Raw genomic sequence first — 23,038 nt, 5'->3', positions numbered from 1 at the left:
TCAGGCGTGTTCCCGATTGCTTTTTTCGTATTTGGAAGGGCACTTGGTCATGAGCGTCTTCGCCGTGAAGTCCCTGCCGTCCATGCGGCCCTCCACAATGACTTCGGCGCCCTTTTCAAAGGTGTCCGGCAGCGCGCCCCGGTAGTGCACCCGGATGCCGAGTTCCGGCTTCTCCAGATCGCGGAGCGTGAAAACGGCCCCGAGGCCGTTCTCCGGCTTGACGATGTCGTCGGCGGCCACGCCGAACAGCCTCGCGGATTTCAGCTTTTCCGAAGGCATGGCCACGGCTTCGGCAACGTTCAGATGATACATGCTGCCCTCGGAAAGGGCCGACCACAGCATGAAGCCCACGCCTCCGGCCAGAAGGACGAAGGCCGTGAGATATATGCAGAGATTCTTCTTTGCCGACATGAGTTACCTCCTGAGGGATGGTCAAGCATCGGTCAGGTCGCTGCCGTTTTCAGTGACTTGCGTCACCGGGAAGACGGGCCGGAACATTTCATGATTTTCATGACTCCGCCCGTGAGAACTTTGACAGATTTGATATCTTCATGCAAGTAGGAATTGTTCCTGTTTAGCCGTGCTCGGGATGTTCGCTCTTCGCGGAGGCCGCGGTTCTGGCCCGGCGGCTTCTGGCCACGGCGCGAAGGTCGGCGGCCACGTCACTTTCGTCGACGATTTCGCGGCCCAGCATTTCTTCCATCACGTCCTCGAGGGAAATGACGCCCGCAAGGCCGCCGTACTCGTCGAGAACGGCGAAGAGGTGCTGATGGCGTTCCAGAAACTCGGCGAGTACCTTGTCGAGGGTGAGCGATTCGAGCACGAAGTGCACGGGCTGCATGATTTCGCCGAGCGTCATGCTGCCTTCGTGGGCGTCTCTGTGCAGCACCACGTCCCGGCGCAGCACGATGCCCACGATGTCCTCGTTGTCCTCGGCATACACGGGAATGCGGCTGAAGTGCCAGAAGGAGGGAATGGCATGGGCCTCGTCCACGGTGCAGTTTTCCGAGAGGGAGAACACCACGGTGCGGGGCGTCATCACGTCGTGCACGCGTTTCTGATCCAGCGCGAGGATGTTGCGGATGGCGGTTTCCTCATAGCCCTGAATGACGCCGGCCTGACGGGAGATGCGCGCCATGGCGTTGATGTCGTCTTCTGTGGCTTCGGGGCCGGATTTCTTCGGCGTGATGAGCCTTGTTATCTGACCGGACAGCCATGTGGCGGGCCGCAGCACCGTGGTCATGAAAAGAAGCGGAAGCGCGAGAAGACGACCGAGCGCGCCGGGATAGGAAACGCCGAGGGTCTTGGGGATGATCTCGCCGAACAGCAGCACGAGCACGGTGAAGAGCGCGGCGAAGTAGGGCATGTTTTCCGGCCCGAGCGCCACGGCGGCCAGTGCGCCCGCAAGGGATGCGCCCGCCGTGTTGGCGATGGTGTTCAGCGTGAGAATGGCCGATATGGGCTGATCCACGTTGGAGCGCATATGGTACAGGATCTTGCCAGAGCGGGAACCTGATTCCTTCATTTTTTCAAGCGTGGTCCATGGAATGGAGTAGAGCATGGCTTCCATGGTGGAGCAGAGCGCGGAAATGGACAGGGCAAGGACGATGGTGATGATGAGGGCGGTCATGGCAGGGCCGGGGTTGAAGGTTAATCTGCGTCATTCTAGCCGAAGAAGGTCGTCACGGCAATGCCGGACGCCTGCCTTTGACGCGAGGCGGCTTTTTCAGGGCAGCGGCTCCATGGAGCAGTTGGCCGTGAGTCCCTTTCGTTCGAGGTACCGGCTGCCCCAGTCGTACATGGACTCCAGCACGGGACGTATGGTCCGGCCGAAATCCGTGAGCGAGTACTCCACGCGGGGCGGAATGACGGGAAAGATCTCCCGGTGCACGAGGCCGTCGCCTTCCAGTTCCCTGAGCTGCTGGGTCAGCATCTTGGGCGTGGCGGCGGGCACGGCGCGTCGAAGCTCGGAAAAGCGCATGGGGCCGGAAATCAGCTTCCAGAGAATGAGAGTCTTGTACTTGCCGCCTATCATGCCGAGCGTGGCTTCCACGGGACAGTGGAGCTCTGCGCCCGGCGTCGGTGCGGCATGGGAACAGCAGCAGGTGGCCTGGTCGTTCATTGTGGTATCCTTTTGGGTACTATATACCAAAAAAGTACGTTCTTGCTTATAAAATATTCATAGCTATAAAAGAAACGTAAGTCAAACGAAGATGTCCGGAAGGGACGTCTCTTTCCTTCAGGGAAAAAGGAGAATGGTCATGAAGAAAGTCATCTGCATCGAAGGAATGCGCTGCGGTCACTGCACCTCCAACGTGGACAAGGCGCTGCGTGAAATTCCCGGCGTCAGCGACGTGAACGTGGATCTCGCCGCCAAGACCGCCACGGTGGAAGCCGCGGACAGCGTGTCCGACGATGCCTTCAGAAAGGCCGTGGACGATCTTGGCTTTGAAGTTACCGCCATCCGCTGAACCTTTTGACGGCTCCGTCCCGGTCGAAAGGGGCAGGGACGGAGTCGTCGGGCCTGGAAGAGGCGCGCTGTACCTTCATCCGGCGCCGTAAGCGGCCGCGCCGGGGTACAGGTCTTTTCAGGGCCGCGTGCCGCCTCCGTCATGGACGGCGGCACGCTTAAGCCTTTGCCGACCGGCGTCCTGCCGACGTGTTCCGGCGGTCGCCTGCGCCGTCATCTTTTTTTCCTCCGAAGAGGCACGCAGCATTTTCAGAGGACGCCTTCCCTCCGTTTTTCGTCGTTTTCCTGCCCGCGTCTGCCGCCCTGCTCCTCCTGTTGCCCATTCCTCCGGCGGGCGCGGGCACCTCTTTCCAAAGCGAGAAAGCCCTATGAAAAACAATCCCGAGATTCTCAGGTTTCGTATAGACGGCATGGCCTGCGGGGCCTGCTCTGCCCGCTCGCAGAAGGCTCTGTGCAAGATGGAGCACATAGACAGCGCCAGCGTGAGTCTTGCCGACGGCACCGCGCAGGTGCGTCCTGCCGAAGGCGCGCTGGACAACGGTCTTGACGCCTTCGTCAGGGAAGTGACGGAAAGGGTGGATAGGCTCGGCTTCAAGGCTTCCTATCTTCCCCCGGACGTGGATGAACACGACCTGTGGGAGAGCGAGCAGAAAAAGACCCGGGACGATCTTGCCCGGCGTCGTCGCCATCTCGTCACGGAGTTCGTTTTCGCCGTGCCTCTCGTGGTCGTGGCCATGGGCAGTCACTGGGGCCTGCCGCTGCCTTCGTGGCTTTCGCCGCATGACAGTCCTCTGATTTTTGCCCTGTTCCAGCTGCTTCTCACGCTGCCCATCGTCTGGTCCGGCCGAGCTTTCTACCGGCACGGCATCCCGCTGCTTCTGCGCGGCGCGCCCAACATGGATTCTCTTGTGGCCATGGGCACGGGCGCGGCGCTGCTCTACAGCCTGTGGAGCACCGCGGAGATAGCCGCGGCAGTCACGCCCGAAGAGGCGCATCAGGCCGTCATGGGCCTGTATTATGAATCTGCGGGCATGCTCATTGCGCTCATATCCCTCGGCAAGTACATGGAGGCCGTGTCCCGTACGAGGACTTCCGAGGCCATCCGAGGCCTTATGGAACTTACGCCCGAACGCGTGGAGCGCATGATGCCGGACGGAAGCGTGAAGGAGCTTTCCGTAAGTTCTGTCATGCCCGGCGACAGACTGCTCATCAAGCCCGGTTCCCGCATTCCCGTGGACGGCGTGGTGGCGGAAGGCGCTTCCTCCCTCGACATGTCGAGTCTCACGGGTGAATCCATGCCCGTGGACGTGGCCGCAGGCGACGAGGTCAGCGCAGGCACGCTGAACATAAGCGGTTCCTTCGTCATGGAAGCCCGCCGCGTGGGGGCGGACACGGCACTTGCACGCATCATCCATCTGGTACGGGAGGCGCAGGGCTCCAAGGCTCCCATAGCCGGACTTGCCGACCGCATCAGTCTGTACTTCGTGCCCGCCGTCATCGCCGTGGCCACGGCGGCCGCCCTCGCGTGGCTTTTCCTCGGCGACCTTCCCTTCGGGGAGGCGCTCCGCGTCTTTGTGGCCGTGCTGGTGGTGGCCTGTCCCTGTGCGCTCGGTCTGGCCACGCCCATGTCCATCATGGTGGCCACGGGTCGCGGAGCTCAGCTCGGCGTGCTCATGAAGAACGGCACGGCGCTGGAGGCTTCGGGCCATCTCGACACCATCGTGTTCGACAAGACGGGCACGCTCACCGAAGGCAGTCCCCGCATGGTGAGCCTGCGTACGGAAGGCATGGATGAGAACGAGGCGCTCGCTCTGGCCGCCTCGCTGGAGGCCGTGTCCGAGCATCCGCTGGCGCTGGCCGTCACAAAGGAGGCCGGACGGCGCGGCCTTGCCGCAAGAGCCGTGGAGGGCTTTCTTGCCGTGGGCGGAGCGGGCGTGACGGGACGCGTGGACGGACGGGAACTTCTGCTCGGCAACGAAAAGCTGCTCTCGGAGCACGGCGTCCTTCTTTCCGAAGAGCAGAAAACGTTCGTGACGGGTCTTGCCGACGACGGCCAGACTCCGCTTCTGCTTGCCTCGGACGGGAAGCTTCTGGCCGTGATGGGCGTGGCTGATCCGCTGCGCGAGGAAACGCCCGGCGTCATTCGTGAGCTTCGCGCCATGGGCTGCCGCGTCATGATGCTGAGCGGCGACAATGAGCGCACCGCGCGCGCCGTGGCGGCAAGGGCCGGCATCGACGACGTGGTGGCGGGCGTTCGTCCCGACGGCAAGGAACAGGTCATATCGCGTCTTCAGTCCGAAGGCAGACGCGTGGGCATGGTGGGCGACGGCATCAACGACGCTCCGGCCCTTGCCCGCGCCGACGTGGGCATGGCCATGGGCTCCGGCATCGACGTGGCCATGGAGGCCGGGGACGTGGTGCTTCTGCGAGGGCTGCCCGGCGTGAAGACGGCGCTCGGCCTTGGGCGCGCCACGCTTGCGAACATCCGCCTCAGTCTGTTCTGGGCCTTCGGCTACAACGTGTTGCTCGTGCCCGTGGCCGCAGGCGTGCTGCTTCTGTTCGGCGGCCCGGCCATGTCGCCCATGCTGGCGGGAGCGGCCATGTCGCTTTCGTCCGTGTCCGTGGTGCTCAACGCCCTGCGCCTGAGAAACTTCCGCTGAGACCGGAAAAACTGTTTCAAGAGCCCCCGTCAGTTCGTCTGACGGGGGCTCTTGCCGTCCTGCCGTTTGTATTTTCCTGCCGTTTCGTTGTAGAGTGCCGTACATGACGGGAGAATCTTCATGGACGTTTCATCTGGCCTGAAGGAACTTGGAGAGCGGCTTTTGCGCCTTTTGCCGGAAGACGGCATGAGGGATACCGGTCTTCCCGGCGTCCGCATGGGACGCCGAAGTACGGCCAGCAGGCCGGAGCGGTGCCTGTATGTTCCCGCGATGGCTCTTCTGGCCGGAGGAAGAAAGCATTCAGCCGTGGGGGCGGAAGAATACGACTACGGGCCGGGCGACTGCCTTATGGTGGGCATGGACATGCCTGCTCTCTTCTATGTGAGTGAGGCTTCTCCCTCGTCGCCGTATCTCGGCGTGTCTCTCAGACTTGATCCGGTCATGCTTGCGGAGCTTGCGCGGGAGGCGGGACTTTTTTTCTGTTCGGAGGAAAGACGGGCCGTTGCCCTGATTCATGCCGACGATGCGTTCGTTGATGCCTTTGTCCGCATGATCCGGCTTCTGGATTCTCCAAAGGAGGCGCCGTATCTTGCTCCGCTCATTGCGCGGGAGATCCATTACCGGGCATTGCTTTCCCCTGCGGGGCCGTGGCTTGCACAGCTTTGCAGGGAGGGTTCTCCCGGCAGGCAGGTGGCGCGGGCTGCAGCGTGGCTCAAGGAGAACTTCCGACAGCCCATGAACGTGGAGTCTCTGGCGAGGCTGGCGGGCATGGGCGTTTCCACGCTTCATCATCAATTCCGTTCCGTCACGTCCATGAGTCCTCTTCAGTATCAGAAAAGACTGCGCCTCATGGAGGCGCGCAGGCTTATGATTCTGGAAGAACACGATGTCTCTTCGGCGTGCTTTGCCGTGGGCTATGAAAGCGAGTCGCAGTTCAGTCGAGAATACCGGCGTCTGTTCGGCGTGTCGCCGGGGCGCGACGCGGAGCGGGGACGGAAGATGAGAGGCGGAGCCGGTCAGATGTCGTAGCGCATGGAGCACAGGGCCTTGACCACGGCCGGATCCCGGTGGTCGAAGAAAAGGCTCTTTCCCGTATCGAGCGAAGCTATGCATTCCATGTCCTCGTCGTCCAGAGAAAAGTCGAAGACGGCGAGGTTTTCGGCCATGCGCTCGGGGCGCACGCTTTTGGGAATGGCAATGATGCCGCGCTGATTGAGCCAGCGCAGCACCACCTGTGCCACGCTTTTCCCGTGCTTTTCCGCCAGAGAGAGCAGCACGGGATTATGGAAGAGATGGTTTCTGCCTTCGGCAAAAGGCCCCCACGATTCCGTGCGCACGCCGTACTCCTTCATGACGGTCACGGCCTGACGCTGCTGACAGAAGGGATGAGTTTCCACCTGATTCACGGCCGGAGCGATGCGGCTGTGCAGGATGAGGTCAACCAGTCTGTCGGGCGGAAAGTTGCTCACGCCTATGGCCCGGACTTTACCTTCCTCAAGCAGCTCCTCCATGGCGCGCCAGGAACCGTACACGTCTCCGAAGGGCTGATGAATGAGGTAGAGGTCGGCATAGTTTGTGCTGAGACGCCTCAGAGAGGCGGCAAACGCAGCCTTCGTTTTTTCGTATCCCGTGTCCTGAATCCACAGCTTGGTGGTGAGAAAGACATCCTCGCGCGCAATCCCGCTTTCTGCGACGGCTTTTCCCACGGCTTCCTCATTGAGATAGGCGGCTGCGGTGTCGATGTGCCTGTAGTCGGCCGCAAGGGCGGCTGATACGCATGCCTTGCAGGTGTCGGCGTCGCTTATCTGATAGACGCCGAATCCCAGCATGGGCATGACGACGCCGTTGTTCAGGGTAACGTTCTGCATGAGAGCCCTCCGTGATCGTTTTGGGGTAAAGCGTTTCGGCGGCGCTGCCGCCTTTGGGAAACAGAGGGCATGATACGGGATCGGAGAGCGGAAGCCCATGCCCGTTTCTGTCGTCAGCTTGCCTTTTTCTGCCGAAAAAAAAGTCCGTCCGGCTTTTGCCGGACGGGCTTCGGAAGAGAACGTCGGGGATCTACAGCACCGCGCCGCCGAGATCCTGACCGAGCGCGCGATGGGCGCGCAGGGAGTGGGTCAGCGCATGGGATGCCTCGCCGGAGAATATTTCTTCCTTCGAGGCCATGAGGGCAAGGGGCAGCACTTCGTCGGCATCGCGCACGAAGTGGATGTCCAGCGTCCTGCGGATCTCTTCGGGCACTTCCTTGAGATCCTTTTCGTTGTCGGCGGGCACGAGCACGGTCTTCATGCCGGAACGGCTTGCGGCAAGCAGCTTTTCACGGAGTCCGCCGATGGGGAGCACGCGGCCGCGCAGGGTGATTTCACCGGTCATGCACACGTCGTCGCGCACGGCGATGCCGAGCAGTGCGGAGGCGATGGCCGTGGCCAGCGTGATGCCTGCCGAAGGTCCGTCCTTGGGTACGGCGCCTTCGGGCACGTGCACGTGAATGTCGATGTCCTTGTAGAAGTCGGGACGCAGACCGAGCTGGCTGGAGCGGGAACGGATGTAGGAAAAGGCCGCCTGAGCGGATTCCTTCATGACGTCGCCGAGCTTGCCCGTGACCTGCACCTTGCCGTTGCCGGGCATGATCACGGTTTCAATGTACAGGATGTCGCCGCCTGCGCCGGTATAGGCAAGACCGGCCACCACGCCGACCTGCGGCGCGTTTTCCTTTTCGTCGTACCGGTACTTCTTGACGCCGAGGAAGTCTTCGAGATCCTTGTCCGTGATGGTCACGCAGAGGTTCGTGTCGTCTGCGTCCACAAGACGGATGGCCGTCTTGCGGCACAGGGCGGCAATCTGCCGCTCCAGATTGCGCACGCCGGATTCGCGGGTGTAGGAGCGGATGATCTCAAGGAGAGCCTCGTCCGTAAGATTCATGTTCTCGGCCCGAAGGCCGTGCAGCTTCCACTGCCGCGGAAGCAGGAATTCGCGGGCGATGTGCACCTTTTCGCCTTCAAGGTAGCTTGAAAGCTCGAGCACTTCCATGCGGTCGAGAAGGGGCGCGGGGATGCTCTGCATGGAATTGGCCGTGGTGATGAAGAACACCTGCGAGAGGTCGTAATCCATGTCGAGATAATGATCGTTGAACGCGCTGTTCTGTTCCGGGTCCAGCACTTCGAGAAGGGCGGAGGCCGGGTCGCCGCGGAAGTCCACGGTCATCTTGTCGATTTCGTCGAGGCAGAAGAGCGGGTTGTTGGACTTCGCCCTCTTCAGTGCCATGATGATCTTGCCGGGCAGAGCGCCGATGTAGGTGCGGCGATGACCGCGGATTTCGGCCTCGTCGCGCACGCCGCCGAGGGAAATGCGCACGAACTCTCGGCCCGTGGCCTCGGCTATGGACTTGGCGAGCGAAGTCTTGCCCACACCGGGAGGGCCCACCAGGCAGAGAATCGGGCCCTTGAGGGAGCCGGAGAGCTTCTGCACGGCAAGGTATTCAAGAATGCGGGTCTTGGCCTTTTCAAGGCCGTAGTGACCGCCGTCGAGCACCTCTCTGGCCTTCGCGAGATCGATGTCTATCTTTTTCAGCTCGTTCCACGGCAGATCGATGATCCAGTCGACGTAGTTTCTGGCCACCACGTATTCCGAGGATGCGGGAGGCATCTGACGGAGCTTGCGCACTTCGCGAAGAGCCCGTTCGCGGGCTTCCTCGGGCATGTTCTTGGCCTTGAGCTGCTCCTCCAGTTCAAGGATTTCGGCCTGAATGTCGTCATGGCCGAGTTCCTTGTTGATGGCCTTGAGCTGCTCGGTAAGGTAGTATTCCTTCTGGTTCTGCTCCATCTGGGCCTTGACGCGGCTCTTGATGGTCTTGTCGATGCTTGAGGAGATGAGCTCTCCGCCGAGCGACTCATAGACCTGGCGCAGTCTCTGTCCCTGATCCAGCGTTTCCAGAATGGCCTGCTTGTGCAGATAGTCCGCCTTGAGGCAGGGGGCCACGGCATCGGCCAGCGTGCCGGGGTCTTCGATGAGGGCAAAGGCCGCGAGCTGTTCGGGCGTGATGCGGCGGTTCTGCCGGCAGGCTTCCGAAAGGGATTCCTGCAGGGCTTCCACCACGGCGGGAAGCTCGTCGTCCCTGTTCAGCGTTTCCTCCACGCGCACGGTGCGCAGGCGCGGAAAGGCTCTGTCGCCGAAGGTGGAACTTGCGTTCAGGGGCAGCCACGAGGCGCGGTACAGCCCTTCGCACACAAGCTTGATGGTGTTGTCCTGAAGACGGTCGGCGCGCAGAACCCGGCTGACCACGCCTATGCGGAACAGGTCTTCGGGACCGGGCCGCTCGATGGCGGAGCTGGTCTGCGCGACCAGAAATATCTGTTTGTCGTATTCGGTGACGGCGCTGTTGATGGCGCTTACCGAAGCCGAACGCCCGACATGGAACGTCATGACGGCGTGCGGAAACATCACCACTTCGCGAAGCGTGATGATGGGCAATTCCAGCGGAGTCTGTTCAGCCATAAGGAACCTCGTATTCCCGTTACGGAATTGCGTTCCTGTCCGGCCGGAAGACCGGAAAGACAGGAACGCAAGACCCGGGACCGGGGATGTCCCCGGAGAAAGTTTTTGTCCCGTGACGCGTGCGACGAAAAGAATTCTCTTCCGTCTTGGCGCGCCGGTTGAAGCGCCCCGCGCAGCCGTTACCGGCTTTCTGCGGAACGCTTCAGAACGGGCTTGTCCGTCCCCTCGATGACGCCGCGGGTGATGATGCACTCGGTGACGTCCTTGAGGGTGGGAAGTTCATACATGATGTCGAGCATCACGTTTTCCAGCACGTTTCGAAGGCCGCGGGCGCCGGTCTTGTTTTCCAGCGCCTTTTCCGCCACGGCCCGCAGCGCGTCGTCCTCGAATGTCAGCGTCACGCCGTCGAGCTCGAAGAGCTTCTGGTACTGTTTGACCAGCGCGTTCTTCGGCTCGGTCATGACGCGCAGAAGATCGTCCACGTCGAGCTCTTCCACATGGGTGATCACCGGAATGCGGCCGATGAATTCGGGAATGAGCCCGAACTGCACGAGGTCGGAGGGGAGCACCCTGTCGAGCAGCTCGCCTATGCGATGTTCGGTCTTCTTTTCGATGTGCGCGCCGAAGCCCATGCTGGTGCCGCGCGAACGCGCTTCCACCAGCTTTTCCAGCCCGATGAACGCGCCGCCCATGATGAACAGGATGTTCGAGGTGTCCATGCGGATGAACTCCTGCTGCGGGTGCTTGCGTCCGCCTTTGGGCGGAATGTTGGCCACGGTGCCTTCGATGATTTTCAAAAGAGCCTGCTGCACGCCCTCGCCCGAAACGTCGCGGGTGATGGACGGGCCGTCGGCCTTGCGGGAAATCTTGTCGATTTCGTCGATATAGATAATGCCCTTGCACGCGGCGTCAAGGTCGTAGTCGGCGTTCTGCAGAAGCTGGACGAGAATGTTCTCCACGTCCTCGCCCACATAGCCGGCCTCGGTGAGGGTGGTGGCGTCGGCTATGGCGAAGGGCACCTTGAGAATGCGCGCCAGCGTGCGGGCAAGCAGCGTCTTGCCGCTGCCCGAGGGGCCGAGCAGCAGAATGTTGCTCTTCTCGAGCTCCACGCCTTCGATGGCTCCGGCGTGGAACACCCGCTTGTAATGGTTGTGCACGGCCACGGAAAGAATCTTCTTGGCGCGTTCCTGTCCGATGACATAGTCGTCGAGCCGTGCCTTTATCTGCTGGGGGGTGAGCAGTTCGCCGGAAGCAGAGGCGGAGCTTTGTCCTTCCTCGGCATCCTCTTCCGCCATGATGCGGGAACAGGCGGCCACGCACGCATCACAGATGCACACGTCGCCCTGCACCACGAAGTGGCGTGCCTGGGTGCTGCTCTTGCCGCAGAAGGAGCAGTGGAGTTCCTTTTCTTCGTCGCTCATGCCTGTTTTCCTGCAAGGGCCGCCACGTCGTGGCGGGAGCTGAGGATGCGGTCGATAAGACCGAACTTGAGGGCCTCCTCGGCGGACATGAAGTTGTCGCGCTCGGTGGCGGCGGATACGCGGGCGAGAGTGTTGCCGGTGTTTTCGGCAAGGATGCGGTTCAGATTCTTCTTGAGACGCATGCCTTCACGCACGTGTATGTCCATGTCGGTGATCTGCCCCTGCACGCCGGCGGAGGGCTGATGGATCATGATGCGGCTGTTGGGCAGGCTGTAGCGCATGCCCTTCGCGCCGCCGGCCAGAAGGAAGGCTCCCATGCTGGCGGCCTGGCCTATGCACATGGTGGCCACGGGAGGCGCGATGAACTGCATGGTGTCGTAAATGGCCATGCCAGCGGTGACCGACCCGCCGGGGCTGTTGATGTACAGGCTGATTTCCTTCTCGGGGTCCTGCGATTCCAGAAACAGAAGCTGGGCGCAGATGAGAGACGCCGTGGCATCGTTGACCTCGTCGCACAGAAGCACGATGCGGTCCTTGAGCAGACGGGAGTAGATGTCGTAGGAACGTTCTCCGCGTCCGGTGGATTCGATAACGAAGGGAATAGTCACGTCTGGACTCCTTAAGAAAGGAATTCCCCAGCCCTGGGGGCCGGGGAATCGTTCCTTGTTCCTGATTCTTTATTCGGCCTTGGCTTCGGCGGCGGGAGCGACCTTCTGGGCCTTGTCGAACATGAGGTTCATGGCCTTGCTGTTCACCATGCGGTCCTGAATGTCGTTGACGGCGCCGTTCTGATAGAGCGCCTCGCGCAGCTTGTGGAAGTCCTGCTTGTACTGGTGGGCCATCTGCATGATCTGCATGTCCACTTCCTGAGCGGTGACTTCGATCTTTTCGCGGCGGGCGAGAGCGGTGAGGAACAGCTGGATGCGGGCGCGTTCCTCGGCCTGCTTGCGGCTGTCTTCGGCCATGTTCTTGACGGTCTCGTCGACGGCTTCCTTCTCAAGTCCCTGCTGGCTGAGGTACTCGCGCACTTCGTTTTCGTACTCTTCCTGCTGGGCCTTCACCACGGCTTCGGGCAGGGGGAAGGTCTGACCTTCGAGCACCGAGGTCATGAGCTTGCGCTCGGCTTCGCTGCGGGCATTGGTCAGCTTGTTGTGGTTGGCCTGATCGGCGATCATTTTCTTGAGGGCGTCGAGATCCGGGAAGCCGAGCTTCTTGGCGTAGTCGTCATTGAGTTCGGGCAGAATTTCGCGGCTGATTCTGTTGAGCTTCACGCGAAGGTTCACGGTCTTGCCGCGCAGGGTCTCGTCCACATGGTCTTCGGGGCAGACCATGGAGCCGGTGCCTTCTTCGCCGGCGTGCAGTCCGCGGATGATCTTGTCGAGCTCGGAGAGTTCCTTGCCTTCCGCGGGTTCGGAGAGCTGAATGCTGTAGTTCTCCACTTTCATGCCGGGCACGCTCTTGCCGTCCACTTCGCCGTCCACGTCAATGGTGACGATGTCGCCGTTTTCGGGAAGACGGGCTTCCTTCACTTCTTCCAGCGTGGCGGTGCTCTTCAGCAGGCGGTTCGTGAAGGCGGCCAGCTCTTCTTCCGTGGCTTCGGAAGAATCCATTTCCACGGTGAGGGCGGAAAGGTCTTCGGGCAGCTTGATGTCGTCGGGCAGGGTTTCAAAGCTGAAGGAGAAGGAAAGGTCCTGGCCGCGGGTGATCTGTCCGCCTTCGTAGTCGAGACGGGAGAGGGGCTTTAAGTCTTCTTCCTTCAGAATGTCGGCCACGCGGCGCTCCACCAGCGTTTCGGTGGCGCGGGAAATCACTTCCCCGGCAAAGCGCTTTTCAATGACGGAAGCGGGAGCCTTGCCCTTGCGGAATCCGGGCAGCGTGACGGAAGCGCCCACTTCGCGGGCGGCGGCGGAAAGCGCGGCGTTGACTTCCTCGGCGGGGACGGTCACGCTGATTTTGCGGGAAACGGGGGAAACGACTTCAATGCTGTGAGCCATATCGGTAAAACTCCTTATGAATAAGCCGCCGAACCTCGCGTGTCCGGCGGAGGAAATGGCGCAAGAGGTGGTGCGAGAGGAGAGGCTTGAACTCTCAAGGATTGCTCCGCTGGATCCTAAATCCAGTGCGTATGCCAGTTTCGCCACTCTCGCAGAAAAGTTCCATATACTGCAAGGCGATGAATTTAACACAGCTTCGCGCCGGAGGCAAGAGGAACGGCGCTTGTCCGGCGGCCTGCGGCGCAGGCTTTCCGCCCTTGAGCGGCGGGAGATTTCCCTTCGTCGCTTCCGACGCTCGTCCCCTTTGCGGTCAGGGAGGAGAGCTCCGTCAGAAGTGGACGAAGAGCCGGGACTTTTTCCGCCGGAAGAAAAGCGCGGAAGACGTTCAAAAAAAGGCCCGCCGGAGGATGTTCCGTCGGGCCCTGGTCGAGGGATGCGTATGACTACGCGGCGTAAAGCTGTTTTTTCAGCCAGTCCTTCATGGGATCGGAGGGCATGAACACGCCCTTCAGCGAACCGAATTCCTGCTTGAAGTCGCCTTCAAGCTCTCTGGGCAGCGGATACACCCACAGGTCCTCCGTGGCCTCGGAGTTGCGCATGACAAGGCGCAGCGTGGGATGATCGGTCCAGTTGTCGAGCACGAAGTAGTGCGCAAAGTCGTCCTTGGAGCGGACGGGCGGATGCTCGGCCCTCCAGTCGTTGTTTCCCCATTCAAGGTACAGGGTCACGGCGTCGGCGGGGTCGAGGTTCCATTCTATGGGCAGGCGGCTGAAGGCCTTGAGCTGATCGGGGGTATTGTACTGCATGGTCAACTCCTTTATGGGAGAAAACTCGGAGCGGCGGCGGAATCGCCTCTCCATAAGCATGGTCGTTGAAGACAGTATGGGCATGAATTTTTCTCTTGTCAAGAATAATTCCTGATAAGAATTTTAGGCAGTGTGCAAAAATAGGACGTTTTATTTTTTTTGATGATTATAATTATTTGATTATAATAATGTTTTTTAATGATTCCCCGCATCCTGGGACAGAAGACGGATGTTTTTTGTGCTGAGCGCCGGCGAGAACAAAGGGGGGAGCGGCAATCCTTGGATAGCGCGGCCGAGCAGGCCATGAGCGTTCTGAATACGGGAGGAGACGAGCTCTTTTTGCCGGGCGTGAGGGACAAAAAAGGGCGTCCCCCTAAAGGGAGACGCCCGAAGCCTTTCACTCGGAGCCGGAAGCTAGATTCTGCCGTAGGAGGCAAGAACCTCGCGCAGAAGCGCGACGGTCTTTTCGCTGGCGCTGCAGAGCGGCAGACGAACGTCGGGTTCCATGCGGCCCATGAGGGACAGCGCGGTCTTGCAGGGGATGGGGTTGCTCTCGGCAAACATGGCACGGTTCATGGGTTCGAGCTTGTAGTGCAGACGGCGGGCTTCCTCGTAGTCGCCGCGCTCGCAGGCCGCGGTGAGGGCGGACATCATGTCGGGCAGCACGTTGGCCGTCACGGAGATCACGCCCTTGCCGCCCACGGCGTAGGTGGGCAGAACGGTGAAGTCGTCGCCGGAGAGCAGAATGTAGTCAGCCGGGCACTGTTCGAGAATGTTGGAGATCTGCACCAGGTTGGCGGTGGCTTCCTTGCAGCCTATGACGTGCTCGAGCTCGCGGGCCATGCGGGCCTGCGTGGCGGGCAGCACGTTGGAGCCGGTGCGGCCGGGCACGTTGTATACGAACATGGGCAGGGCCACTTCGTCGTTGATGGCCTTGAAGTGCTGGAAGATGCCTTCCTGCGTGGGCTTGTTGTAGTAGGGGGAGATGAGCAGGGCCGCATCGGCGCCGGCCTTTTTGGCGAAGCGGGTCAGGCTGATGGCCTCTACGGTATTATTGGAGCCTGCGCCGGCGATGACGGGGACGCGTCCCTTCACCTGATCCACGCAGATGCGGATGGCGGACTCATGTTCGGCATGGGTCATGGTGGCGGATTCGCCGGTGGTGCCGCAGGGCACCACGCCGTTCACGCCCTGTTCGATCTGCCACTCGATGTGGGCGCGGTAGGCCTCTTCGTCGATGGTGCCATTCTTGAACGGGGTAAGCAGAGCAGTTATCGTACCGTGAAACATGTTTTTCTCCGAGCGGGATGAATTGAATGAAGAGAGATTTCCAGACGACTGGGCCCCGGACGGTCAGAATTTCAAAAGGCTGAACATGGAGGGATCGATGATGCCCGTGAACACGCGGGCCACGGCTCCGGAAAGGAAGACCGAGTCGCCCTGAAGTTCAATGCCCAAGAGTTCCCTACCTGAAGTAGTGACATTGACGCAGCTGTCCGTCAACCCAAGTGCATGAGCGATACAAGTGGAAGCCGCCGCGCCGGTACCGCAGGCGAGCGTTTCCCCTTCCACGCCGCGCTCGTAGGTGCGCACATGGATGGCGTCCTTTCCGGTGACGGTGATGAAGTTCACGTTGGTGCCTTTGGGGGCGAAGTGCTCGTGATAGCGGAAGATGCGGCCGAGACGGTCCACGTCCACCTTGTCGCAGTCCTCGCACACGATGACGGCGTGCGGCACGCCCGTGTTCACGAAGTTGACGTCCCAGGTCTTTCCGTCGGCTTCCAGCGGGGTGTGCAGCACCATGCCTTCGGGATGGGTGAGCTCCACGCGGGAACGCATGTTTTCCACGTCCACCTCGGCATGGATGAGTCCGGCGTCGGTGCCGAAGCACTGCGTGCGTCCGGCAAGTCCGAGATCCACGGCCAGCCAGGAGGCGCAGCGGGAGGCGTTGCCGCACATTTCCGCGCGGGAGCCGTCGGCATTGTAGAAGTGCCAGATGAAGTCGCCCTGCCTGTCTGCGGGGGTGCTGTCGAGGAAGAGCAGCCCGTCGGCGCCTATGCCCGTCTTGCGGTTGCACAGGATGACGGCCCAGGAGGCCATCTGCGGCACGCTGACTTCGGCCTCCCTGTTGTCGATGAAGATGAAGTCGTTGCCGCAGCCGTGCATTTTATGGAAGCGTATGTCTTTCATGGTAGTGATCCGGGGAAGGGCCGCGTGTGCGGCCCGCAGGAGATGCTTTACTGGAGCCGGTTCCATACGAACCGGATATAGGGTTGCATGACGGCGAGCGCCTTTTCGGCGTCGAGAGCGATGGTGGCTCCGGCGGCGTTGCGGTGTCCGCCTCCGCCGAACTGGGCGGCCACTTTCTGAACGTTGTCCCTGCCGGAGGAGCGCAGGCTTGCCTTGACCTGAATTTTGCCGTCCTTTTCCTCCTCGCGCAGCATGAGCGCCACGCGGACGCCTGAGAGTCGGCGCAGCTGTTCCACAATGCCTTCGGAGTCCTCGCGGCTGGCATTGCAGGATTTCATGTCTTCAAGCGTGATGAGCGCGGCAGCGAGTTTCCCGTCCTCGAGGATGCGGACCTTCTGCATGATGCGGCCCCACAGACGCAGCCTGGCTTCGGTCCAGTTGTTTTCCATGGCTTCGCGCAGCCGCGGCAGGTCGAGGCCCTCTTCCACCATTTCCGCCACGAGACGCAGGGCTCCGGGCGTGGTGTTGCCGTAGCTGAAGTTGCCGGTGTCGGCGGAAATGGCCACGTAAAGCGCTTCGGCCAAGGCTCCGTGCAGAGGGGCGCGAAGGGCTTTCGCGATGTACGCCACAAGCTCGCCCGTGGCGGCCATGCCGGGTTCCACCCAGTTGGCCTCGGTGCCGAAGAGGGGATTGTCGAGGTGGTGGTCGATGTTCACGCTGGGCACGCGGTCGAGCAGAGGCTGGATGGTCTCGCCGAGACGGGCTCTGTCGCCGCAGTCGAGGCAGACCACGAGGTCGGGATCGCAGGGCAGGCTGTCGAGGCTCGTGAGCACGGGTCCGGGGAGCGTGAGAAAGTGCAGGAAGGGAGGCAGACCGTCTTCGTTGAACACAAGCGCGTCCAAGCCCGTGGAACGCAGCGCCCAGGCCATGGCCAGACTTGAGCCCATGGCGTCGGGATCGGGGCGGGCGTGGGCGGCGATGAGCACGCGCTTGTGCCTACGCAGAGCGGAGAGCAGCTCTTCAGGAACGGAAATGTTTTCAGTCGTCATAGAAAAACTCAAGGTCGCTGTAGACCATTTCTTCTTCGCACACGGCTTCCATCATAAGCAGGCACTTGTCCATGCGGGACTGCATGTGTCGTTCGCTGTTGCTTACCGACACGACCTGCAGCCGCAGCCTGACCAGAGATTCCTCGGTGCCGGCTTCGGCTATGGCGACGTTGAAGGTGTTGCGCACCTTCTGCTTCAGGCTGTTCGCCACGCGGCGCTTGCCCTTGAGCGAGTCGTTGCCGTGCAGTGCGTATTCCACGGTGAGAACGCCTATGACCATGCCGTGCGCCTTTTTAAGAGCGGTAGTCGGAGTTGAGGGACACGTAGCCGTGGGAAAGATCGGAGGCGAGCAGACGCGCTTCGCCGGGTCCGGAACCGAGCACGATGTCGAGAGGCAGATCCACGTTCTTGAGCGGTTCCTCAAGCAGGGCGTCGAAGTCGAGATCCGTGGGGCGTCCGTTGCGGAACAGTTCCACGCCGCACAGTGTCACGCGCAGCGCCATGGGATCGAAGTTCACGCCCGCACGGCCTGCGGCGGCCACGATGCGGCCCCAGTTGGGATCGCGGCCGAACATGGCCGTCTTCACGAGCTGGGAATGCCCCACGGTGCGGGCCACCTTTTCGGCGTCCTCGTCGCAGGCGGCTCCCGTGACGTGGATGTGCATGACCTTGGTGGCGCCTTCGCCGTCCTTGACGAGCATGTAGGCAAGTTCGCCGAGCACTTCGGTGAGAGCCTTTTCCAGAATCGGAAGTTCGCTCTCACCGACCGCGACGCCGGAAGCGCCGTTGGCAAGGCCGTAGAGCGAGTCGTTGGTGGAGGTGTCGCCGTCGACGCTCACGCGGTTGAACGTGGCATCGGCCGCGCGGCGGAACATGGCGCGCCATGCGGAGGGCTCCACGGAGGCGTCGCACATGACGAGGGAAAGCATGGTGGCCATGTTGGGGCATATCATGCCCGCGCCCTTGGCCACGCCTGCAAGACGGACGGTTCCGCCTTCAAGAGAAAGTTCCCGGCCGGACATCTTGGGATAGGCGTCCGTGGTCATCATGGCGCGGGCAAGGCCTTCGATGTCCACCGTGCCGAGGGAAGCCACAAGGGCGGGGACGGCGGCTTCCCACTTGTCCATGGGCATCTGTGCGCCGATGACGCCGGTGGAGGCGGGCAGAAGGTCGTTTGAAGACACGTTCACGCCGGCATTCTTCAGGGCGTCCCGCACCATGTCGAGCGTGCGCAGACAGTTTTCCCTGCCGGTCTCGCCGGTGCAGGCGTTGGCCTGGCCGGAGTTGAACAGCACGCCGCGCACACCCCCGTCTCCGGCTTCTTTGATGTGCTCCTCGGAGACGAGGACGGGGGCGGCCCGGAAAAGATTGGTGGTGAACACGCCCGCGACGGTGGCGGGCACGTCGCTGAAGGCAAGGGAAAGATCATTGCGGTCGAGATGCTTGCCCCGGAAATCGGCGTTGGCCGCACCGAGACGGAAGCCCTGAGGTATCTGAATCATGAGAAGTTCTCCGTTCCTTTGGAATGCGTCACCAATTTGCCACACTTGTCTGGCAGGTGCAAGCAGCGCAAGGAATCGGAAGAAGATTACCATTGGAAAAAACAGCGGAAAATGCCGCCTTGCGCGTCCTTTCCCGCCGTGCTAATCTCCGCTGGTTCCCGACCCCCCTCCTTTGTACTTCAACCCGGCCTTTGGCCAGTGACGACCATGTCCGAATCTTCTGAAAAGAAAGGCAAATCCATCTTATACGATTACGGCGAAGCGCTGCTCGTGGCAGTGGTGCTGGCTCTCATCATCCGAACCTTTTTGTTTCAGGCCTATACCATTCCTTCCGGTTCCATGCTTCAGACCGTGCAGATCGGCGACTATGTTCTGGTCAACAAGTTCGTGTACGGCGTGAAGATTCCCTTCACCGACAAGTATCTCTTCCGCGGCGCCGATCCCAAGATCGGCGACATCATCGTGTTCAAGTATCCCCGCGATCCCGGAACCGACTACATCAAGCGCGTCGTCGGTCTGCCCGGAGACGTCATCGAAATGCGCAACAAGCAGTTCTACCGCAACGGCCAGCCCGTGAAGGAAGACTACATTCAGCAGCTTTATCCCGACGTCATCGGCAGGCTGGACAACATAGGCCCCGTGACCGTGCCTGAAGACTCCTACTTCGTCATGGGCGACAACCGCGACAACTCCGAGGATTCCCGCGCCTGGGGCTGCGTGCCTCGTTCCTACATTCACGGCAAGGCCTGGCGCATCTACTGGTCGTGGGACGGCGACACCCATACGCCGAGGCTCAGCCGTCTCGGTCATCTCGTCCAGTAGCATTCCTCCTTTTTTCCGCCTCATGCGGCCAGTCTCTCCCGGGGCGCCCCCCCGGGGGAGACGTTGTTTTTTCTGACATACCCAAGGACGTTTACGTGCAGCGTATTCCCGAACCTTTGAAAAATCTCGTGGATCAGCTCGCCCGGCTGCCCGGGCTCGGGCCGAAGTCCGCCATGCGCGCCGCCATGACCCTGCTCAAGTGGCCTGAAGCCGAAGTCCGGCGTCTGGGCAAGGGCGTGTACGAGCTGCGGGACACCCTTCATCTGTGCAGCCGCTGCGGCGGTCTTTCGGATTCCGATCCCTGCCCCATCTGCTCCGATCCCGGACGGGATGAGAGTCAGCTTTGCCTCGTGGCGGAATGGGACAGCATGCTCACCATGGAGGAGGGCAATTTCTACAAGGGCTACTACATGATTCTCGGCGGTCTTCTCGCGCCTCTCGACCACAGTCCGGCCGAAACGCTGGAAATGGACCGCCTGCGCTCCCGTCTTGCCGAAGGCAGGGTGAAGGAGCTCATTCTGGCCCTCGGCGCCACGGCCGAAGCCGAGGCTACGGCCACCTTCGTCAAGGAACAGGTGAGCGCGCGCTTTCCCGACGTGCGCGTCACCAGGCTTGCCCAGGGCATTCCGCTGGGCGCCGAAGTGAAGTACATGGACAGGGAGACGCTGCGCCAGTCGCTGCGCTATCGTCAGGCCCTGTAGCGGTTTTGCGGCCGCGTCTGCCGGGCGTTTTCCGGCCCCCTCTGAAAAACTCATCACGGAGACAACATGGCTTTCTATTTCGCTCCCCGCGAGGCAAGAACCACGCTGACCTGCCCGGAATGCGGCAAACCTCTGGACATACGCCGCACCTGTCATGAAGCGTACATGCAGTGTTCCTCCTGCCGCCGCACCTTCAAGCTGACGCAGTTCATCAGTCAGATGGACGACGTGATGGAAGAATTTCTCGAACGGCTGTACGCCGACCGCGTGTAGCCTCTTTTGCGGAAGACGCCCATGAGCGGCGCCTTCCGCCCAAGGAGCAGTCATGAGCTCTCGACGCACTCTTTTCTCGGCCTTCCAGCCGCTTGTGGACATAGCGCTGTTCGTTCTCTTCAACACGGCGCTTTTCTTTGCCGCCAGACTGGCGCTTCTTCATTTTCTTCTGCCCGACATCACCGAGCAGGGCCATATTCCCCACGCGCTCTACATCGGTCTCAAGTTCGACGCTCGCATGGCGGTGTTCATGACGCTGCCTCTGGCCTTCTGCCTGCTCTGGCCGCGTCTTGAGCGTGCCGTTTCCAAGGAAGGTCCGTCCGCGGCGCGACGGGTGCTCTGTCTTCTCACGGGACTCATGGCCGCGGGAGCCATGCTCGTCTACATCTTCGATTTCGGCTTTTTCTTCTATCTGCACCAGCACATCGACATGGGCGCGAAGATTTTTCTGGAAGATCCTTCCGAGTCCGTACGCATGGTGTGGCAGAGCTATCCCGTGGTTCTCATCGTCGTGGCCTTTGCCGCGGCGGTGGCGCTCTACGTGTGGATCCTGACCAGATTCCTGCGTTCCCATGCTGCGTACCCCATCCGTCCGAAGACGGGCGGCGAAGGCTGCTCCCGCAAGTGGCGCGCCCTCGTCACGGTGCTCTCGCTCGTCATGCTCTTCATCGTGGGCTACGGGCAGATAAGCTCCAACTTCTTCCCCCTGCGCTGGAGCAATGCCTATTTCAGCGCCGACAAGAACATCGCCCTCCTTGCCGTGAATCCCATCCAGAACCTGTACGACACGCGCAACTACGGCAAGGCCATTCCCCCGAACTTGGAAGCCACCCGCGAGGCCTGGCCCCGCATGGCCGCCTATCTGCGCCTGCCCGAAGGAACGCCTCCGCTCACCTATGTGCGGCATTTCCCCGGCAGGGACATGGCAAAGCGTCCCAACATCGTCATACTCATCATGGAGTCGCTCTGCTGGGAACGCACCTCTCTTGCTCCTTCCATGCCCGCATCGATGGGCAAGGACATAGACCCTACGCCTTTTCTTAAGGAACTTGCGCCCAAGTGCCTGTACTATCCCAATTTCTACGCGCCTACCCGCACTACGGCGAGAGCCGTGTTCACCACCATAAGCGGCGTGCCTGACGTGAACCATTCCGGCGGCACCACCTCGCGCAATCCCAAGCTGGTGGATCAGTCCTCCGTGCTCAACGAGTTCGCAGGATACGAAAAATACTACATGATAGGCGGAAACGCCAACTGGGCCAACATCCGCGGAATGCTTCAGCACAACGTGGAAGACCTGCATCTTCTGGAGGAATCGGCCTGGGAGGCTCCCAATACCGACGTGTGGGGCGTGTCGGACATCGCCATGTTCCGCGAGGCCGTGGACGTGCTCACGGGCAGCCGCAAGCCGTTCATTTCCGTGATACAGTCCGCTTCCTTCCATCGTCCCTACACCATTCCCGACGACAATGAAGGCTACGTCTCTCCGCCCGACCCCTCGCCCGAAGCTCTTGCCTGGTACGGCTACGAGAACGCGGAGGAATACCGCTCCCTGCATCTTTCCGATCACGCCCTGCGCCGCTTCTTCGACAAGGCCTCGAAGCAGCCGTGGTTCAACGACACGGTGTTCGTCATCTTCGGCGACCACGGTCTCAACTTCAACTCCACCAACATCACGCCCGCCGTGCGGGCCTGCAATCTTCAGGCCTGGCACGTGCCGCTTCTCATCTACGCGCCGGGCGGGCAGGTGAAGCCCGGCGTGAATCCGGCCCCGCACGTTCAGCCAGACGTGCTGCCTTCCATGGCGTCCCTTGCCGGTCTGGACTTCTACACTAACACATTGGGCCGCAATCTGTTCGATCCGGCCAACGACGCCGACGCCGTCGCCTTCATCAGCGACACCGACAGCGTGCATTACCTTGTCGGGGACGGCTACGTGTACGCCGTGCGTCCCGCGGGCAACGCCCTGTACCGTCTTGATGAGCGCACCCCGGACAACAACGCCCGCGATCTTTCCGCCGAGCAGCCGGAAAGAGCGGCAGCCATGCGCCGACAGCTCATGGACTTCTACTACACCTCGCAGTACCTGCTGCACAACAACGGCAAGGAGCACATCGTCGAAGCCCGCCGTGCCGCGGAAGACGCGGCAGGAAAGTGATCCATGAAGACGGTGACCATTCATACCGACGGCTCCTGTCTCGGCAATCCCGGCCCGGGCGGATGGGCCGCCGTGCTTGCCTGTGAGGGCGCAAACGGACCGGCACGTCGCGAAATGAGCGGCGGCTTTGCCCGCACCACGAACAACCGCATGGAGATTCTTGCCGTGCTGGAAGCGCTCGGCGCGCTGAAGGAACCCTGCATAGTCGAGCTTTATACCGACTCCCAGTATGTGGCGAAGGCCATCAAGGATCGCTGGATTGCGGGGTGGCTGCGCAACAACTGGCTGACTTCGGCAAAGAAGCCCGTGAAGAATCAGGATCTGTGGAAGAGAATGCCTCCGCTGCTTTCGCGTCATGAGGTGCATTTTCACTGGCTCAAGGGACACGCGGGACATGAGGAAAACGAGCGCTGCGACGAGCTGGCGCGGGCGCAGGCATCGCGGAAGGATCTTCCCGAGGATGCAGGCTTCTTGGAAGGAATGTGATCAGCGGCGCGT

General features: G+C 61.3%; 22 protein-coding genes and 1 tRNA gene. 8 read left to right on the top strand and 15 right to left on the bottom strand.

Annotation, left to right across the window (positions count from 1 at the left end):
* The 3 genes from QZZ60_RS00715 to QZZ60_RS00705 form a co-directional block, all read right to left on the bottom strand.
* Entirely contained in the window at window positions 1–411 is a 411-nt protein-coding gene (locus tag QZZ60_RS00715; RefSeq protein WP_295636396.1) for a cytochrome c maturation protein CcmE, read from the bottom strand.
* A 163-nt stretch (window positions 412–574) separates the two neighbouring features.
* Window positions 575–1,630 carry a hemolysin family protein gene (locus QZZ60_RS00710; protein WP_295636393.1) on the bottom strand — a complete coding sequence of 352 codons (1,056 nt, stop codon included), beginning with the start codon at window positions 1,628–1,630 and terminating at the stop codon, window positions 575–577.
* A gap of 96 nt (window positions 1,631–1,726) precedes the next feature.
* Window positions 1,727–2,122, bottom strand: coding sequence for a helix-turn-helix domain-containing protein (locus QZZ60_RS00705; RefSeq protein ID WP_295636390.1), 396 nt, complete (start codon window positions 2,120–2,122; stop codon window positions 1,727–1,729).
* A 139-nt stretch (window positions 2,123–2,261) separates the two neighbouring features.
* On the opposite strand from QZZ60_RS00705, the gene QZZ60_RS00700 reads away from it, so the two are divergent.
* From QZZ60_RS00700 to QZZ60_RS00690, 3 genes are all read left to right on the top strand, one after another.
* The gene (locus tag QZZ60_RS00700; RefSeq protein ID WP_295636387.1) at window positions 2,262–2,471 is read left to right on the top strand and encodes a heavy metal-associated domain-containing protein; all 210 of its coding nucleotides are present in this window, start codon (window positions 2,262–2,264) and stop codon (window positions 2,469–2,471) included.
* 367 nt (window positions 2,472–2,838) lie between these two features.
* A complete protein-coding gene (locus QZZ60_RS00695; protein ID WP_295636384.1) occupies window positions 2,839–5,130 on the top strand; it encodes a heavy metal translocating P-type ATPase in 2,292 nt (763 codons plus the stop codon).
* Window positions 5,131–5,250: 120 nt separating this feature from the next.
* The gene (locus QZZ60_RS00690) at window positions 5,251–6,159 is read left to right on the top strand and encodes an AraC family transcriptional regulator (protein ID WP_295636381.1); all 909 of its coding nucleotides are present in this window, start codon (window positions 5,251–5,253) and stop codon (window positions 6,157–6,159) included.
* On the opposite strand, the gene QZZ60_RS00685 is transcribed toward QZZ60_RS00690, so the two are convergent.
* The 12 genes from QZZ60_RS00685 to argJ form a co-directional block, all read right to left on the bottom strand.
* Window positions 6,147–6,998 (bottom strand): aldo/keto reductase, encoded by an 852-nt coding sequence (locus QZZ60_RS00685; protein WP_295636379.1) that lies wholly within the window; start codon window positions 6,996–6,998, stop codon window positions 6,147–6,149. The genes QZZ60_RS00690 and QZZ60_RS00685 overlap by 13 nt on opposite strands.
* Before the next feature lie 190 nt (window positions 6,999–7,188).
* The gene (gene lon / locus QZZ60_RS00680; protein ID WP_295636376.1) at window positions 7,189–9,624 is read right to left on the bottom strand and encodes an endopeptidase La; all 2,436 of its coding nucleotides are present in this window, start codon (window positions 9,622–9,624) and stop codon (window positions 7,189–7,191) included.
* Between the two features lie 179 nt (window positions 9,625–9,803).
* Window positions 9,804–11,045, bottom strand: a complete 1,242-nt coding sequence (gene clpX, locus QZZ60_RS00675) for an ATP-dependent Clp protease ATP-binding subunit ClpX (protein ID WP_295636374.1) — start codon at window positions 11,043–11,045, stop codon at window positions 9,804–9,806.
* The gene (locus tag QZZ60_RS00670; RefSeq protein ID WP_295636371.1) at window positions 11,042–11,653 is read right to left on the bottom strand and encodes an ATP-dependent Clp protease proteolytic subunit; all 612 of its coding nucleotides are present in this window, start codon (window positions 11,651–11,653) and stop codon (window positions 11,042–11,044) included. The genes clpX and QZZ60_RS00670 overlap by 4 nt, the downstream gene beginning before the upstream one ends.
* 69 nt (window positions 11,654–11,722) lie before the next feature.
* Window positions 11,723–13,039: a trigger factor gene (tig, locus tag QZZ60_RS00665; RefSeq protein ID WP_295636369.1), complete on the bottom strand. Its 1,317-nt coding sequence runs from the start codon at window positions 13,037–13,039 to the stop codon at window positions 11,723–11,725.
* 68 nt (window positions 13,040–13,107) lie between these two features.
* Window positions 13,108–13,192: transfer RNA gene (locus tag QZZ60_RS00660), tRNA-Leu, on the bottom strand.
* Window positions 13,193–13,482: 290 nt separating this feature from the next.
* Window positions 13,483–13,845, bottom strand: coding sequence for a DVU0772 family protein (locus tag QZZ60_RS00655; RefSeq protein WP_295636366.1), 363 nt, complete (start codon window positions 13,843–13,845; stop codon window positions 13,483–13,485).
* A 414-nt stretch (window positions 13,846–14,259) separates the two neighbouring features.
* On the bottom strand, window positions 14,260–15,135 hold the full coding sequence (gene dapA / locus QZZ60_RS00650) for a 4-hydroxy-tetrahydrodipicolinate synthase (RefSeq protein WP_295636364.1): 876 nt from the start codon (window positions 15,133–15,135) through the stop codon (window positions 14,260–14,262).
* Window positions 15,136–15,198: 63 nt separating this feature from the next.
* A complete protein-coding gene (dapF, locus tag QZZ60_RS00645; RefSeq protein ID WP_295636361.1) occupies window positions 15,199–16,035 on the bottom strand; it encodes a diaminopimelate epimerase in 837 nt (278 codons plus the stop codon).
* 47 nt (window positions 16,036–16,082) lie between these two features.
* A complete protein-coding gene (locus QZZ60_RS00640) occupies window positions 16,083–17,084 on the bottom strand; it encodes a bifunctional oligoribonuclease/PAP phosphatase NrnA (protein WP_295636358.1) in 1,002 nt (333 codons plus the stop codon).
* Complete coding sequence (locus tag QZZ60_RS00635) at window positions 17,074–17,364, bottom strand: DUF503 domain-containing protein (RefSeq protein ID WP_294445729.1); 291 nt, start codon at window positions 17,362–17,364, stop codon at window positions 17,074–17,076. Before QZZ60_RS00635 ends, QZZ60_RS00640 begins: the two co-directional genes overlap by 11 nt.
* Before the next feature lie 13 nt (window positions 17,365–17,377).
* On the bottom strand, window positions 17,378–18,586 hold the full coding sequence (gene argJ / locus QZZ60_RS00630) for a bifunctional glutamate N-acetyltransferase/amino-acid acetyltransferase ArgJ (RefSeq protein ID WP_295636354.1): 1,209 nt from the start codon (window positions 18,584–18,586) through the stop codon (window positions 17,378–17,380).
* A 207-nt stretch (window positions 18,587–18,793) separates the two neighbouring features.
* Here argJ and lepB point away from each other — a divergent pair, with 207 nt between their 5' ends.
* The 5 genes from lepB to rnhA all read left to right on the top strand — a co-directional run bounded on the left by lepB (window position 18,794) and on the right by rnhA (window position 23,026).
* Window positions 18,794–19,408, top strand: coding sequence for a signal peptidase I (lepB, locus tag QZZ60_RS00625; protein WP_295636351.1), 615 nt, complete (start codon window positions 18,794–18,796; stop codon window positions 19,406–19,408).
* Between the two features lie 95 nt (window positions 19,409–19,503).
* Window positions 19,504–20,109, top strand: a complete 606-nt coding sequence (gene recR, locus QZZ60_RS00620) for a recombination mediator RecR (protein WP_295636347.1) — start codon at window positions 19,504–19,506, stop codon at window positions 20,107–20,109.
* A gap of 66 nt (window positions 20,110–20,175) precedes the next feature.
* Complete coding sequence (locus tag QZZ60_RS00615) at window positions 20,176–20,382, top strand: dual CXXC motif small (seleno)protein (protein ID WP_294445723.1); 207 nt, start codon at window positions 20,176–20,178, stop codon at window positions 20,380–20,382.
* Between the two features lie 52 nt (window positions 20,383–20,434).
* Window positions 20,435–22,540, top strand: coding sequence for a sulfatase-like hydrolase/transferase (locus QZZ60_RS00610; RefSeq protein WP_295636341.1), 2,106 nt, complete (start codon window positions 20,435–20,437; stop codon window positions 22,538–22,540).
* Between the two features lie 3 nt (window positions 22,541–22,543).
* Window positions 22,544–23,026, top strand: a complete 483-nt coding sequence (rnhA, locus tag QZZ60_RS00605; RefSeq protein WP_295636338.1) for a ribonuclease HI — start codon at window positions 22,544–22,546, stop codon at window positions 23,024–23,026.
* The last annotated feature ends 12 nt before the right edge of the window (window positions 23,027–23,038 follow it).

The organism is uncultured Mailhella sp., from assembly GCF_905187505.1.
In the GTDB taxonomy this organism is placed as follows: Bacteria; Desulfobacterota; Desulfovibrionia; order Desulfovibrionales; family Desulfovibrionaceae; genus Mailhella.
The sequence above is the reverse complement of the archived record's forward strand: the minus strand, read 5'-3'. Positions and strand labels throughout refer to the sequence as shown.

Excerpts from the sequence above, each read along its gene's own strand:
- QZZ60_RS00715 (WP_295636396.1), bottom strand. The coding sequence starts at position 411 with ATGTCGGCAAAGAAGAATCTCTGCATATATCTCACGGCCTTCGTCCTT.
- QZZ60_RS00710 (WP_295636393.1), bottom strand. The coding sequence starts at position 1,630 with ATGACCGCCCTCATCATCACCATCGTCCTTGCCCTGTCCATTTCCGCG.
- QZZ60_RS00705 (WP_295636390.1), bottom strand. The coding sequence starts at position 2,122 with ATGAACGACCAGGCCACCTGCTGCTGTTCCCATGCCGCACCGACGCCG.
- QZZ60_RS00700 (WP_295636387.1), top strand. The coding sequence starts at position 2,262 with ATGAAGAAAGTCATCTGCATCGAAGGAATGCGCTGCGGTCACTGCACC.
- QZZ60_RS00695 (WP_295636384.1), top strand. The coding sequence starts at position 2,839 with ATGAAAAACAATCCCGAGATTCTCAGGTTTCGTATAGACGGCATGGCC.
- QZZ60_RS00690 (WP_295636381.1), top strand. The coding sequence starts at position 5,251 with ATGGACGTTTCATCTGGCCTGAAGGAACTTGGAGAGCGGCTTTTGCGC.
- QZZ60_RS00685 (WP_295636379.1), bottom strand. The coding sequence starts at position 6,998 with ATGCAGAACGTTACCCTGAACAACGGCGTCGTCATGCCCATGCTGGGA.
- lon (WP_295636376.1), bottom strand. The coding sequence starts at position 9,624 with ATGGCTGAACAGACTCCGCTGGAATTGCCCATCATCACGCTTCGCGAA.
- clpX (WP_295636374.1), bottom strand. The coding sequence starts at position 11,045 with ATGAGCGACGAAGAAAAGGAACTCCACTGCTCCTTCTGCGGCAAGAGC.
- tig (WP_295636369.1), bottom strand. The coding sequence starts at position 13,039 with ATGGCTCACAGCATTGAAGTCGTTTCCCCCGTTTCCCGCAAAATCAGC.
- QZZ60_RS00655 (WP_295636366.1), bottom strand. The coding sequence starts at position 13,845 with ATGCAGTACAATACCCCCGATCAGCTCAAGGCCTTCAGCCGCCTGCCC.
- dapA (WP_295636364.1), bottom strand. The coding sequence starts at position 15,135 with ATGTTTCACGGTACGATAACTGCTCTGCTTACCCCGTTCAAGAATGGC.
- dapF (WP_295636361.1), bottom strand. The coding sequence starts at position 16,035 with ATGAAAGACATACGCTTCCATAAAATGCACGGCTGCGGCAACGACTTC.
- QZZ60_RS00640 (WP_295636358.1), bottom strand. The coding sequence starts at position 17,084 with ATGACGACTGAAAACATTTCCGTTCCTGAAGAGCTGCTCTCCGCTCTG.
- QZZ60_RS00635 (WP_294445729.1), bottom strand. The coding sequence starts at position 17,364 with ATGGTCATAGGCGTTCTCACCGTGGAATACGCACTGCACGGCAACGAC.
- argJ (WP_295636354.1), bottom strand. The coding sequence starts at position 18,586 with ATGATTCAGATACCTCAGGGCTTCCGTCTCGGTGCGGCCAACGCCGAT.
- lepB (WP_295636351.1), top strand. The coding sequence starts at position 18,794 with ATGTCCGAATCTTCTGAAAAGAAAGGCAAATCCATCTTATACGATTAC.
- QZZ60_RS00615 (WP_294445723.1), top strand. The coding sequence starts at position 20,176 with ATGGCTTTCTATTTCGCTCCCCGCGAGGCAAGAACCACGCTGACCTGC.
- QZZ60_RS00610 (WP_295636341.1), top strand. The coding sequence starts at position 20,435 with ATGAGCTCTCGACGCACTCTTTTCTCGGCCTTCCAGCCGCTTGTGGAC.
- rnhA (WP_295636338.1), top strand. The coding sequence starts at position 22,544 with ATGAAGACGGTGACCATTCATACCGACGGCTCCTGTCTCGGCAATCCC.